The organism is Bradyrhizobium sp. Unk1 (genome assembly GCF_059512345.1).
Genome location: NZ_JCAMOP010000013.1, coordinates 141,223 through 154,499, shown reverse-complemented (window position 1 = coordinate 154,499; position 13,277 = coordinate 141,223). Strand labels below are relative to the sequence as shown.

Sequence of the window (13,277 nt, the reverse complement as noted above, 5' to 3'; positions counted from 1 at the left end):
CGGCGTCCACTCAGCGAGGCAGACGGCAGATTGTGCTGCGCCGGGGACGATTTCCGATCGGTTCTGCGTCCAGGTCCCTTCGGACGCGGGGATCCTGCCATTCGTTTAACCTACAATGACAACATCAAAGAGGAGACATGACCATGTTGCTCACGGACTTCGACGCTCTGACCTTCGACTGTTACGGCACCTTGATCGATTGGGAGGGCGGGATGGTCGAGGCCCTGAAGGGGCTCACGGATCGCGTGAAGCGTCCGCTCACGCGAGACCAGATTTTGGAGGCACACGCGCGCCACGAATCGAGCCAGCAAAAGTATACTCCTGCGAAACGCTATCGCGACCTGCTGCCGATCGTCTACAAGCGCCTCGGCGAAGAATGGAGCGTGCACGTCTCCCACGAAGATTGCGCTGAGTACGGCCGATCCGTCGGAAATTGGCCGGCGTTCGAGGATTCCCCGGGGGCGCTTCAGTACCTGAAGAAATACTTCAAGCTCGTCATCCTTTCCAACGTTGACAATGAGACGTTCCAGGCCAGCAACCGCAGGCTCCAAGTGGAGTTCGACGCGATTTACACCGCTGAGGACATCGGCTCCTACAAGCCTTCGCACCGGAATTTCGACTACATGATCGAAAAGCTAGGCGAAATCGGCGTGAAGAAGGAGAAGATCCTGCATACCGCCGAGAGCATGTTCCACGACCACAAGCCGGCGAACGAGCACGGTCTGAAATCATGCTGGATCTATCGGCGTCACGATAAGGAAGGCTTCGGAGCCACAATGAACCCAGGCCAGATGCCGCATTTCGATTTCCGATTCAACAGCATGCACGATCTCGTCAAGGCTCATCAGGAGCAACTGAGGGTGAAGTGATTGCCGCGCGGCAGAGGGCCATCCAGGCCCTCTCTCCGCTTATCGAGACCGGCGCCTTTGTAGTTGAATATAGTGCAATGCGAGCGCCACTGGTTGTCTGGCATGGTCGCATCTAGCATCACTGCTGCCACGATCGGGGCGTTTCCCACCGTTGTGCCGGCAGTATCGGGCAGTGCGCATGACTATGGTCAGACGACCTAGATGCTGGATCGCCATGATCGACTACGACATAGCGATGACGTTCGGTTTGAAGTGGAATTGCGCTAACCGGACCATCAATGCCTGGTTCAGCCTAATGATTGACGGTATCGAGCAGAACCGGGTGAGAAGCCAAGAGAAAGCTGCTCCGACTTAGTAGGCGTCTGCTACGCCGATTGACTCTGATAGTTGCTGAAGGTGCCACCCTTCCGAAGCGCCAAAATTTTTCTGTGAACTCAAGACCAAAAGATTTGGGCGGGCATACCGTCGGGATTATACCGTCAGCCTTAAGAATTTATGCTTGGAAATCAACGCGGAAACATCTTTCTGAATGATAGAGTGGGAGTAGTGCTGCAGGCTGGCATCGCGCAGTTTAGCGTAGTTTGGTCGAGTGTTCTCGCTTCCTTCGCGTTGAAAATTCTGACCGAAGTAGTGAGCTTGGCTTAGACGCCATGGGATAGAGCGCGCAGATCAATTGGTACAGTCGATCCGATGCGCGTCGTAAAAAAGGATATCAGGGCGAGCAAAAACGGACTCTCCAGAGTTTTCGGACGAGGGGCGCTTAGGGACCGGCTGCGGGTCCATTGCGGAGACGCCGCCGCGCTGGTTTTGCGTCAGTTGTTCGCGCGCAAACTATCACCGCACGCGCAGCGTCAGCTTGCTGCAGGGCCGGAATGTTCGGGCCGGGGGTTTCGCCGGGAATGATCGAAGGTGACGAACTGCGCGATCGCAAGGACGGCGGTTGCTGCAAGCGCCGTGAGAACAAGCGCACGCGTTCAAGTTCGCGACTGGATTCTCTTCGATCATCGCTACTCGAACGCCGCTTCAAAGATCTCGACGTCGATGAGCGGCGGCTTTGCGATCACTGTTCCGTGCGCCTCAAGGGTCAATGACCGCCGAAGGGTTGGAAAGGCAAGACCGTGGTCGTCACCGGCGGCTCTTCGGGTATCGGGATCGAGACCGTCCCTTACTTCTTCTCCGCGGGCGCAAAGATCATCGTTCCGGCCCGCGATACCGCGAAGGCGAAGGACGCGCTCGTTGCAATGCCCGACGTTGTCGTCGAGGCACTGGAGCTGCTCTATCCGGCGTCGATCGATCGGTTCGCCGGGCGTGTCCTGTCATTAACCGACAAGCTCGGCATCCTCATCAACAACGCCGGAGTGATGGCCCGCGCCGCTGACGCGCGACGCCCGCGGCTATGAGTTGCAATTCGCCGCCAATCACCTCGGACACTTCCAGCTCTCCTGCCGGCTCTGGCCTGCGCTGGTCCGCTCCAACGGCGCGCGCGTCGTTGCGCTGAGTTCATATGGGCATCGCCGGGCGGGCGTCGACTCTCATGACCCAATTTCGAGGAGCGCGAATACGATCGCTGGGTGGCCTACGGTCAAAGCGCGAATGGCGAAGAACGTGCTAAGCGCGTCGCGCTGTAGGTTCTTCGTTCGCCGACAGGCTCGAACGTCAGTGAAGCGTCAAACGCGACGAAGAACGCTCGGGCGAGCCCCAGGCGCGAAAGACCGTTTCTGATATCTCGCTTACGGAGATATCGAGCGTCCGGGTCCCCTCGCGCATGACGGGGTAGAAATCGCGCACCGGAGTGCTGATCACGAACGGCAGAACCGCCAGGCCAAGATAGCGTCCCGACGCAAGGATGGTCGCCGGGTCAGCGCGTAGTGCACCAGGTGTCGCCAAACCCCGGCCCGACGTCCTCTGCCATCCGAGAAGTCTTATTTCCCAATCGGCTTCGTTCAATTCGAAATCAGGTTCCGAGATGGTCTCTAGCGCCCCCGAGCACGCGGCCTCGATCAAGGGCAGGTGTTCGAGATTTCGGCGCTTTAACGCGCCCTTGAGCGAACGCAGTTCGGCAAGGACCGTTCTGGCGGCATCCGCGTCCTCTAGCGCTATCGCGGAAAGCCCATATAGGGCATCGAAGACCTTGACCGGGTGCGTCGCGCGGGAGACCACCCGCAGATACTTCTCCACAACGTCACTTCCGAAGGCCATCGCCGAACGGGCGGCGCAGGCCGCCAGCCACAGCGTCCGTTCACGCAGCAGAGGGAACGTAGGCGTCCACGAGACCCACGGTATGCGCTTCGCCATGTCAGACAGCCAAGGGTTGGCCTCCGGCGCAGACGACAGGAGTATCGTGTTGGCCATGGTGTGGATCGCCATCCAGTATTGGCCAAGTCTGGCTTCCTTCACCTTGGACTCGAGGATGTCGTACCTGATGGTGTCCACCAGGCTGCTCATCCTCGTCGCACATCGATAGGCGAGGTGTTCGAGCACGGGAGACCACTCGATCAAACGGCCGAACTGCTGCCGCGACGGCAAATCCCATCCTTGGACCAAGGGCTCCATTAGCTTCCCGGCCCTTCTGAGGGCCCTTGTATCCGTCGATGCCGCATCAACCAATTCGCCGAGCGCCGGGTCGCGCGTCATCGCTTGCCCAAGGTCGATCGAAGGCGACCTTTCAGGCTTTTGGCGGCGCGCGATAACAGATCCTTTGGGATCGATCTCCAGCCATGCATCTGTCTGGAGGTAGCTCACGAAGATTGCCTGACTGTCGGATGTGCCGGCGAGTGCTCTCAAACGGCTCCGAAGGGATCGGTTCAGCCCGATTCCGATCGCGAAGGCGATCGACGATTCCATCGCCGCGTAGTCGGAGGAGATCAAAGATGCCAGCGATTCCGCATCCGAGTTCGACTGTATGTTCAACCCGAGCCTGCCTGTCTGATGATTTTCGGCAACCATGGAAATCTCTAGGTCATGCTCCCAGGCATGAAGCAGATAACTTGAGGGTGTCCGTCCAACCAGAAACACCAAACCATCGTCCGCCCCGCACGATTTGGCTCTGTTACAACGGCGTCCTCGGGGACGTCGACCCAATCCCCATCAATGTGAACGCGATAGTGACCGTCATGTGATTCCCAATCGATCTCCGAGAGCGCCCGACCATCGGCGTCCGAACAACAGCGACCCTTTTTGCTGGCCAGTTGTTCAAACCATTCGTGAAGTGGCGAATTGGCATATCTGCCATCGCGATCACGGGCATGCGCTGATTGGAAGGCCAGCAAGACGGCTGCAAACACGGCGAACGATCTGATCCACAAAGCCATCGATTGCCTCTCACATTGCCGATAGGTGGCGCTTACTTCACTTTCATTCGGCGCGGGTCGCAAAAGTGGTAATCCAGGATACTCGAAAGTGAAGTCGATGCGATGTCCCAGGATTCCTGCGCACGATGAAGATACCTATCCGAAGACTGTTGCACCGCGCTGCTGCGGCAATAGATGGCCCCAGTCCCAACTCACTCGTTGTCTACAGAGCCCATCGGCAAGATGCGCTTGAGCGCAGAAACCTCCTGTTCAAGTCGCAAGACCCGATCAGGAGACTCTCCAAAGGAGACGTCTCGATCGCCTCGATCATCCGGTAGAATTGGCCCAGGGTCCTCCGCATCCTGTGCTGGCGCCCGATGGCGTCTCTACTGTTCGCATGTTCGCTCCCGTAAGCTGAATAGAAACGTCGTCCTGGCGCGGACAAACTAACGCGATTCACGCAAGAGCTGTTCTAGCGTACTCGCCGTATTTTTGGCGATTGCACCATTAGATGATGATTGACCTCTATATTGCAAGCTAGAACGGACGGACAAGCGAAATCGATCCCCTCACACACGAAAGTGAATGCGTACCAGGGCAGAAACCGGCATTCGCCAGCGTGGATGAAGCGCGCTCGTCGTCATGCATGGCAAGGACCTGAACCGGCTCGAAGCCAACGCGTTAGATCGAACACGTGCTTTCAAACGGCTTCGGGTTTGGCGGCGTCAACGCGAGCGTGGTGTTGCGGAAGATGTAAGAGCGTCAATTCTTTGAAGACGGAGTAGGGAATACATGTGCTTCAGCGGTATGGGCACAGTCACTCGCGCTGCCGGCCGCAGGGGACGTGCTCGTGGATCGAGGGCTGAGCTTCCGCGGCGGCCGAGGCATTTCCCCATCGAGCGAGGGCCAGCAGGACGGGATAGAACTGGCGGCCTTTTTCGGTCAGGAGATATTCGTGAACCCGCGCCGACTTCCGCGAAGGCACCTTCTTCAGCACCCCTAGGCGTACCATTTTCTTGAGCCTTGCGGCGAGCAGCGGTCTTGATAAACCCAGCGAAGACTGGATTTCTCCATATCTGCGAAGCTTGAGGAAACCCTGGTTCAGTATCAAAAGTGTCCAACGATCCCCGATCACCGACAATGCATTGCACAGGGACGAGGATTGCTCGGCGTTCCACTTCATCGACCTTTTCCCCACGCCGATTCCCTCTCGTTGCAACCGGTCGGCGCAGCCCCGACCATTCACTGCCTGGTTTCGGCGGCTTCGGTTCTTGATCTTTTCATCTTGCCGTGACCGAGCGGGGGGAACTCCGGGAAGAACAGCCACATCGCTCTTGACTCTTTAGAGAATAGTCTGCGTTAGATGTCGATGGTACTCTAAATATCGAACTCACGTCCAGCGAGGATGACGCCGCTAAACTGCGGTCCGCGATAGTTAGTGGATCCGACTAAAATGTATGGGCAGGATGCGTTCAGCTGTCCTGCAGGAGACTACTCATGAGAAGGTCGAGAGAGGAAGCAGCGGAGACGCGACGTAACATCGTGAAGACCGCCGGAATTCGTTTCCGTCAGAATGGGATCTGCGAAACCGGCTTGGCCGATCTGATGGAAAGTGCCGGCCTGACGCACGGCGGGTTCTACCGGCACTTCGACTCGAAGGACCAACTCGTCTCCGAAGCTTCGGCGGACGCGTTCGCGGCCAATCTCGCCGAAATGGAAGCTGCCGCCTCCACGGGCAAGGGCCGCAAAGCGCTTGAGGCAATCGCCAACGCCTATCTTTCCCCCGAGCACAGGAAGGACCGGGCTCACGGATGTCCTCTAGCCGCGCTCGGGAGCGAACTCGCGAGATCGGAGAAGTCGACCCGGTCCGCGGCCACCAAGGGAATCCTGAAGATGATCGCCACAGTGGCCGAACGGATGAAGGATCCGAGTACCGACCGGGCGAAGAAATCTGCCAGCCTGTTCGTCGCGACGATGCTCGGCGCGCTGACGATCTCTAGAATTGTCGCTGATCCGAAGGTCTCGAACGAGATTTTAGCCGCCGCGCGCGCCAAGTTGTCTTCTTGGGAGTGACGGATTTCAGCGCATGCCACCTGGCCCGACGTGCCGGTCTCCACGTCTGACGGGCATACGCGGCGACTCGGCACAAGTGCCCGATCTCGAAGCTTCGAGGATCTCCGACAAGAACGCGTCGTCGTGGACGACGCGCATAGGGCGGCACCGACAATTCCCGTCATCAACGAGCGCAGCGCCGCACGCGAAATCGCTATGGCAAATTTGGGCCTGAGCGGGGCGTCACTGGAGGGGGCGCCAACCGGTAGTCAACGCGCTAGGAGCCATCCCTTTCACGCCGCGCGGGCGCGGCGACAGGACCGCCACCTGATGTGGGGACGCCGGCATTCCGTAGAGCATGAGCGTCGGCGTTGGTGATCTCTCTCGGACGCCAGCAGAACCCAACACCGCAACCTGGGTCTGCGTAATTGGAAATCCGAACCTTTCGAAAGCTGGAAGTTCTTCAGCCTTCGCGTTGATTCCGCCCAGCACGACGACCGTTGCGCCGATAGTCAAAAAAAGCTTGTTCACGCACACCTCCGTTCAAAGTTTGCGACGACTAACCAGCAAGGCGCGCGATCAGTTCGGCTATGCTGCGCCAGAACGTTTTAATATGTCGATTGACATCTAATTCAATCCCTCCTCGTTCGATGGACGCATATCACTTTCCTGTGTGGGGGATCGAATTCGCTTGTCTGTCCGCGCTTGTGCGATAGATGTCGATTAGCATCTAATTAGTAGTGTTCGTAAAATACGGCGGGCACGCTACGGCTCCAAACCTTCACTATTCGAGAGCGACGGTCCTTTAACAAGGAGATTGTACCGTGACGATGCTACGCTACCGAAATCGTGGGACGCCAAAGCAGAAAACACCGAGAACACGCGAGTCGTTACGCTCACTCAGGCGATACGCCGTAGCGCTGGCGCTTCCGGGTCCAGGACGCCGGTGACCTCGCAGACCCGGGATCAAGTAAGGCGCAGCCGATGGAGAGTCCTATGTTCGCGCATTCCAATTGTTCCCGCTATTACAGGCTTTTAGCTGGCGTGATGCTGGCCTTTGTTGTCGTGATTACGCTTACCGGCTGCAACGACACAGTGGCCCAAAAGGCCACCCCCGGTCGGCCCATTCTGATTGCCACCGTACATTATGAAGCGGAGACGCCGGAGCGCAGTTTCGTTGGTACGATCAAGCCCCGGATCGAGACCGACATGGGCTTCCGGGTCCCTGGCAAGGTGGAGAAGCGGCTGGTCGAGGTCGGCCAGACCGTCGACATCGGCCAGCCGATCGCCACGCTTGATGAAGTCGACCTGAAGCTGCAAGCCGAGCAGGCGGAAGCTGAATTCCGTGCCGCGACCGGCGTGCTGGCGCAGGCCGCCGCCGCCGAGCAGCGTGCTACGGATCTTCGCGCAAAGGGCTGGACCACCGATGCGCAGATGGACACCAGCCGCGCCGCCGCCGATGAGGCCCGCGCGCGGCTCAATCGCGCCGAGCGCTCGGTCGAGCTGACAAGGAATTCGCTCTCTTATGCGACGCTGATCGCCGATACTCGCGGCGTCGTCACCGCGACACTGATCGAGCCGGGCCAGGTCGTCGCCTCCGGTCAGACCGCGATCCGCGTCGCACGCCTTGGCGAGAAGGAGGCCGTGGTCGCAATTCCAGAAACGCTGCTCGGCCGCGCCAAGTCCGGCGTCGCCACCGTGACACTGTGGTCGCAAGCCAACAAAAAATATGCCGCGAAGCTGCGCGAGGTCGCGCCATCGGCCGATCCCGCCACGCGCACCTATCTCGCCAAGTTCTCGCTGCCTGACGCCGGCGACGACGTCTCGCTCGGCATGACTGCGACGCTGACGCTCACCGATGCCGCGACCGAGCGGATGGCAAGGCTGCCGCTGTCGGCGCTGTTCAGCCAGGGCGGCGATCCCTCGCTCTATATCGTCGATGCTTCAGGCGGAATCTCGCTAAAGCCGGTGAAGGTGAAGTCCTACGCGAGCAATTGTGTCGTGATCGCAGGTGGCGTCGATGAAGGCGCCAAGGTGGTCGCGCTCGGGGTGCAGAAGCTCGATCCGGAGCAAAAGGTGCGCGTCGTCTCGTCGCTATCGTTCTGACGCGTGGTCGGCAAAAACAGGCACTATTGGAGAGTTCTATGAAGCGCTTCAATCTCTCGGGCTGGGCGGTGAGCCATCCGACGCTGATCCTGTTCCTGATGATCGCGCTCGGCGCGGCTGGCTTCTTCTCCTATCAGCGGCTCGGCCGCGCGGAAGATCCGTACTTCACGGTGAAGGTGGTCAACGTGTCGGCGATCTGGCCGGGCGCGACGGCTGCGGAAATGCAAAGCCAGGTCGCCGACCCCATTGAGAAGAAGCTGCAGGAACTGCCGTTCTTCGAGAAAGTGCAGACTTATTCCAAGCCGTCGTTCACGGCATTGCAGGTCACCTTCAAGGATTCGACGCCGGCAAAGGACGTGCCTTACCTGTTTTATCTGCTGCGCAAGAAGATTGCCGACGTGCAGGGCCAGTTGCCGGCGGGGCTGCTCGGCCCGAACGTCAACGACGAATTCTCCGACGTCGATTCCGTTCTCTATATGATGACCGGCGAGGGGGCCGACTATGTGCAGTTGAAAAAGGCGGCCGAAGGCCTGCGCCAGCGGTTGTTGAAGGTGAACGGCGTCACCAAGGTCAATCTCTACGGCACCCAGGACGAGCGCATCTACGTCGAGTTCTCGCATGCGAAACTGGCGACGCTCGGCATCACGCCGCAGGCGCTGTTCGATTCGCTCGCCAAGCAGAACAACGTCACCCCGGCCGGCACCGTCGAAACCTCCTCTCAGCGCGTGCCGCTGCGTGTCACCGGCGCGCTCGACGGCGCCAAGGCGGTCGCCGAAACCCCGGTCGAAAGCAACGGCCGCGTGTTCCGTCTCGGCGACATCGCCACCGTGACGCATGGCTTCGTCGATCCGCCGAGCTTTGTGGTGCGGCAGGAAGGCAAGCCCGCGCTCGGCATCGGCGTGGTCACCACCAAGGGTACCAACATGCTCGAGCTCGGCAAGGACGTCGAGAAGGCGACCGACGAATTCATGAAGGCGGTGCCGCAGGGGATCAATGTCGAGCAGATCGCCGACCAGCCGAAAGTGGCCGAGCACGCCGTCGGCGAGTTCGTGCACTCCTTCATCGAGGCGCTGGCGATCGTGCTGTTCGTCTCCTTCGTGGCACTGGGCTGGCGCACCGGCATCGTGGTCGCAATGTCGGTGCCGCTAGTGCTCGCCATCGTGTTCATCGTGATGAATTCGATGTCGCTCGACCTGCACCGCGTCACGCTCGGCGCCCTGATCATCGCGCTCGGCCTGCTTGTCGACGACGCTATCATCGCGGTCGAGATGATGGTGGTGAAAATGGAGCAGGGCTGGGACCGCATCCACGCGGCGTCCTTTGCCTGGGAATCTACTGCGTTTCCGATGCTCACGGGAACGCTGGTCACAGCCGCTGGCTTCCTCCCCATCGGCTTTGCCAATTCCGGGGTCGGCGAATATGCCGGCGGCACTTTCTGGATCGTGGCGATCGCGCTGGTCGCCTCCTGGTTCGTGGCGGTGATCTTTACGCCCTATATCGGCGTCAAGCTGTTGCCGAATATCAAGGTCCACCATAACCACGATCCTCACGCGGTCTATGAGACGCGCGTCTATCGCATTCTGCGCGGGATGATTCAGTGGTGCGTCAATCACCGCGTCAAGGTAGTGCTGGCAACCGTCGGCGTGTTCGTCGCCTCGATCCTGGCCTTCGGTCACGTCCAGCAGCAGTTCTTCCCGCTATCAGAACGTCCCGAACTGTTCCTGCAATTGCGCCTGCCGGAAGGCACCGCCTTCAACGTCACGGAAAACGCCGTGAAGAAGGCCGAAGCGCTGTTGAAGGACGACAAGGACATCGCGACATACACCTCCTATGTCGGGCAGGGTTCGCCGCGGTTCTGGCTCGGCCTCAACCCGCAACTGCCGAACGAGGCTTTTGCCGAGATCGTGATCGTGTCCAAGGACGTCGAAGCGCGCGAGCGGATCAAGGCCAGAATTGAGAACGCAGTCGCCGACGGCGATTTGTCGGGAGCCCGCGTTCGCGTCGACCGCTTCAATTTCGGCCCGCCGGTCGGCTTCCCCGTTCAGTTCCGCGTGATCGGGCCCGACGCCAACACCGTGCGCGACATCGCCTACAAGGTGCGAGACATCATGCGCCAAAACCCCAACATCAAGGAGGCGCAGCTCGACTGGAACGAGCAGTCGCCCTACCTCAAGCTCGTGGTCGATCAGGATCGCGCCCGCGCCATGGGCCTGACCCCGCAGGACGTCTCGCAGGCGCTGTCCATGCTGATCTCGGGCGCGCAGGTCACGACCGTGCGTGACGGCATCGAGAAGGTCGGTGTGGTCGCCCGTGCGGTGCCGTCCGAACGGCTCGATCTCGGCCGCGTCGGCGACCTCACCGTGACGTCACGTAATGGCGTTGCCGTGCCGCTGCAGCAGATCGCCAAGATCGAATACGCCCACGAGGAGCCGATCCTGTGGCGGCGCAACCGCGACATGGCGATCACCGTGCGCTCCGACGTCGTCGACGGCGTGCAGGCGCCCGACGTCACCAACCAGATCACGCCGAAGCTGCAGGCGATCAAGGATCATCTCGAGCCGGCCTACCGGATCGAGCCGGGCGGTGCGTTCGAGGAATCCGCCAAGGGCAACGCCTCGATCTTTGTGCTGTTCCCGCTGATGGTCATCGTGATGCTGACGCTGTTGATGTTCCAGCTTCAGAGCTTCTCGCACCTGCTCCTGGTGTTCCTGACCGCGCCGCTCGGCATCGTCGGCGCCTCGCTCGGGCTCAACATCGCCAACGCCCCGTTCGGCTTCGTGGCGCTGCTCGGCCTGATCGCGCTCGCCGGCATGATTATGCGCAACGCGGTGATCCTGGTCGACCAGATCGAGACCGACGTCTCGCACGGCCTGACCCGCCGCGAGGCGATCGTGGAGGCCACCGTCCGCCGCGCCCGCCCGGTGGTGCTGACGGCGCTGGCCGCCATCCTCGCCATGATCCCACTGACGCGCTCGGCCTTCTGGGGCCCGATGGCGATCACCATCATGGGCGGTTTGTTTGTTGCAACCTTCCTGACCTTGCTGTACCTGCCGGGCCTCTACGCGCTCTGGTTCCGCAAGAGCCTGGAAGAAAGCGGCACCAGCGAGCAGCCCCCTTCTGCAGCGCGGCACGAAGCCCAGGGAAAGCCCGCATCTCCGCTTGCTCAGGCTGCCGAATAAATGAACATTGAGCACTGCACATGACGCTGGTTTCGGACCATATCGAAAGCGACACGCGGGAGCGGATCCTGGTGGTGGCCGAGCGTCTGTTCCGGCAGATCGGCTACCAGAAGACCACGGTCGCCGATATCGCCAAAGAGCTGCGCATGAGCCCGGCCAACGTGTATCGCTTCTTCGATTCGAGGAAGGCTATCCACGAGGGCGTGGCGACCATCCACCGCATGAATACGGAGCGCTATGTCGGCGATTCCAAGCTGCATGAGATGGTCAAAGTGGCGATGGAAGAGAGCTGGGAAGTCTGCGTCGCCCATATGGAGCTGATCACGACGACGCTCGGCGAGGTGATCGCGCAAGGCGCCGCATCGGGCGAGTTCGAGATCGCCGACCTGCAGACGGCCTCGCTCTGCGCCTGCACCGCGATGATGCGCTCTTCCACCCCCAGATGATCGCGCAATGCGCGACCAAGCCCGGCCCCTCGATCGATCAGATGATCGACTTTGTCATCGCCGGCCTTTCGCAGCATGCCAGGGCGAACTGACGCATTCGTCGTTTGACACGTCCGTCATTGTCCTGACGGTCATTGCGAGCCAACGGGTCGCGCGAATGCGCGCCCGATGACCGCAGCATGAACATGGTCGCGGTCGGACACGTGGTGTTGACGAGCCGCGAACACATCATCGTGCTCGAGCCGCTGGACAAGGGACTCGTCGGCACGCTCCTGCGCTACCCGTACGAAGTGCGCTCGGAAGCGGAGTATTTCGACGAAATCCATGACGTCAAAGTCGCCAAGGTGTCAATGTCGCTTCAGATTTCCCCCAGGCGGATTAGCGAGAGCACCGGAGGCGCTTACACGAATAGCTTCCGACAGGCTACGTCCGCGGCCATGCAGCACCTTTCTGTGTTGGAAAAAATACATAAGGTGCATTCAGCAATCGGTGCCACGGTCGCGGGTGTCGCTGGCGCGAAGGCGTTCCAGATCGCACGCTCCGCGGTCACGGATCACATCCCGTATGAGCGCGGGGTTCGCTATCAGCGCGCCATTCAGCACTACAGCGACGCAGACATGGCGTTGCTGGAAAGGCAGCGGTGTGGATCGGCGCCATGGAATGACCCCGCGCGGATCAATAATGTCAGTGGCTTACCGTGCCGATCGGCGTCGGGACCCCACGCCGATTCACAGTCTCTGGCGGGCTTAATCTTCGATTACCTCGTATTCGAAGGCGACGCCCTCCGGGTCGTTCTCCTCGAATCGTCTCTCCCCGGCACCTGTCGTCGCAAAGACCTTGATGTACTCGGTGTCGCCGACCTGTCGGGCGGTGTTGACGTATACGAAGACGGTCATTGGTCCCTCTTCAGTTTCCGCCGGCCCCAGTGCGGTTCTTTCCCCTTTGGGTTAAACTCAGGAACGTCGCCTCGATCATCCGGTAGAGGCCCAGGGTCAAACCTTTTGGTGTTCGCTTGTCCGTCCGCGCTTGTGAGATAGATGTCGATAATCATCTGATTAGTGCATGCTCAAAATAGAGCGGGTAAGCCGCGGCTCCAAGCTTCACCTCGAGAGCGATGGTCCTCCCTAGCAAGGAGATTGCACCGTGACGATACCATGCTACCGAAATCTTCTATGACCGTCGCAAGCGTTAATGCATACAGGGACGGGGCGGGGACAGTCCCTTCCATGTCGCTTGCGCTTCGCCAGGGACCTAAAGGTGGGTGCCACCCCGTCTAGACTCGGCGATCTCAACACGGCACCGCCCACAGAATAAGCCTGGCAAACAAAAACGTTT

General features: G+C 60.1%; 11 protein-coding genes and 2 pseudogenes. 8 read left to right on the top strand and 5 right to left on the bottom strand.

All coding sequences use genetic code 11. From position 1 onward, the window contains the following. The first annotated feature begins 212 nt into the window (after positions 1–212). The 3 genes from AC5ZFO_RS18780 (at position 213) to AC5ZFO_RS18770 (ending at position 2,269) form a co-directional block, all read left to right on the top strand. Positions 213–869: a haloacid dehalogenase type II gene (locus AC5ZFO_RS18780; RefSeq protein WP_496122326.1), complete on the top strand. Its 657-nt coding sequence runs from the start codon at positions 213–215 to the stop codon at positions 867–869. Positions 870–1,768: 899 nt separating this feature from the next. Beyond that, the gene (locus AC5ZFO_RS18775; RefSeq protein ID WP_496122325.1) at positions 1,769–1,960 is read left to right on the top strand and encodes a hypothetical protein; all 192 of its coding nucleotides are present in this window, start codon (positions 1,769–1,771) and stop codon (positions 1,958–1,960) included. 27 nt (positions 1,961–1,987) lie between these two features. Continuing rightward, on the top strand, positions 1,988–2,269 hold the full coding sequence (locus tag AC5ZFO_RS18770; protein ID WP_496122324.1) for an SDR family NAD(P)-dependent oxidoreductase: 282 nt from the start codon (positions 1,988–1,990) through the stop codon (positions 2,267–2,269). 256 nt (positions 2,270–2,525) lie between these two features. Here AC5ZFO_RS18770 and AC5ZFO_RS18765 read toward each other — a convergent pair whose 3' ends face one another. The 3 genes from AC5ZFO_RS18765 to AC5ZFO_RS18755 all read right to left on the bottom strand — a co-directional run bounded on the left by AC5ZFO_RS18765 (position 2,526) and on the right by AC5ZFO_RS18755 (position 5,342). Further along, entirely contained in the window at positions 2,526–3,815 is a 1,290-nt protein-coding gene (locus AC5ZFO_RS18765; protein WP_496122323.1) for a hypothetical protein, read from the bottom strand. An 8-nt stretch (positions 3,816–3,823) separates the two neighbouring features. Next, positions 3,824–4,180 (bottom strand): hypothetical protein, encoded by a 357-nt coding sequence (locus AC5ZFO_RS18760; protein ID WP_496122322.1) that lies wholly within the window; start codon positions 4,178–4,180, stop codon positions 3,824–3,826. Positions 4,181–4,976: 796 nt separating this feature from the next. Then, positions 4,977–5,342 (bottom strand): winged helix-turn-helix transcriptional regulator, encoded by a 366-nt coding sequence (locus tag AC5ZFO_RS18755; RefSeq protein WP_496122321.1) that lies wholly within the window; start codon positions 5,340–5,342, stop codon positions 4,977–4,979. A gap of 359 nt (positions 5,343–5,701) precedes the next feature. Here AC5ZFO_RS18755 and AC5ZFO_RS18750 point away from each other — a divergent pair, with 359 nt between their 5' ends. Then, positions 5,702–6,232, top strand: a complete 531-nt coding sequence (locus AC5ZFO_RS18750; protein ID WP_496122320.1) for a TetR/AcrR family transcriptional regulator — start codon at positions 5,702–5,704, stop codon at positions 6,230–6,232. Between the two features lie 222 nt (positions 6,233–6,454). Here AC5ZFO_RS18750 and AC5ZFO_RS18745 read toward each other — a convergent pair whose 3' ends face one another. After that, on the bottom strand, positions 6,455–6,742 hold the full coding sequence (locus AC5ZFO_RS18745) for a hypothetical protein (protein ID WP_496122319.1): 288 nt from the start codon (positions 6,740–6,742) through the stop codon (positions 6,455–6,457). A gap of 465 nt (positions 6,743–7,207) precedes the next feature. Between AC5ZFO_RS18745 and AC5ZFO_RS18740 the strand changes: the two genes are divergently transcribed. The 4 genes and pseudogenes from AC5ZFO_RS18740 to AC5ZFO_RS18725 all read left to right on the top strand — a co-directional run. Further along, positions 7,208–8,317 (top strand): efflux RND transporter periplasmic adaptor subunit, encoded by a 1,110-nt coding sequence (locus tag AC5ZFO_RS18740; protein ID WP_496122318.1) that lies wholly within the window; start codon positions 7,208–7,210, stop codon positions 8,315–8,317. Positions 8,318–8,355: 38 nt separating this feature from the next. Then, positions 8,356–11,496, top strand: a complete 3,141-nt coding sequence (locus AC5ZFO_RS18735; protein WP_496122317.1) for an efflux RND transporter permease subunit — start codon at positions 8,356–8,358, stop codon at positions 11,494–11,496. 20 nt (positions 11,497–11,516) lie between these two features. Continuing rightward, positions 11,517–12,034: pseudogene (locus tag AC5ZFO_RS18730) on the top strand (TetR/AcrR family transcriptional regulator). Positions 12,035–12,115: 81 nt separating this feature from the next. Further along, positions 12,116–12,301, top strand: a pseudogene (locus tag AC5ZFO_RS18725) (Ku protein); the annotation flags it as partial. A 387-nt stretch (positions 12,302–12,688) separates the two neighbouring features. Here the strand turns inward: AC5ZFO_RS18725 and AC5ZFO_RS18720 are convergent. Beyond that, positions 12,689–12,838 carry a hypothetical protein gene (locus AC5ZFO_RS18720; RefSeq protein WP_496122316.1) on the bottom strand — a complete coding sequence of 50 codons (150 nt, stop codon included), beginning with the start codon at positions 12,836–12,838 and terminating at the stop codon, positions 12,689–12,691. Between the last annotated feature and the right edge of the window lie 439 nt (positions 12,839–13,277).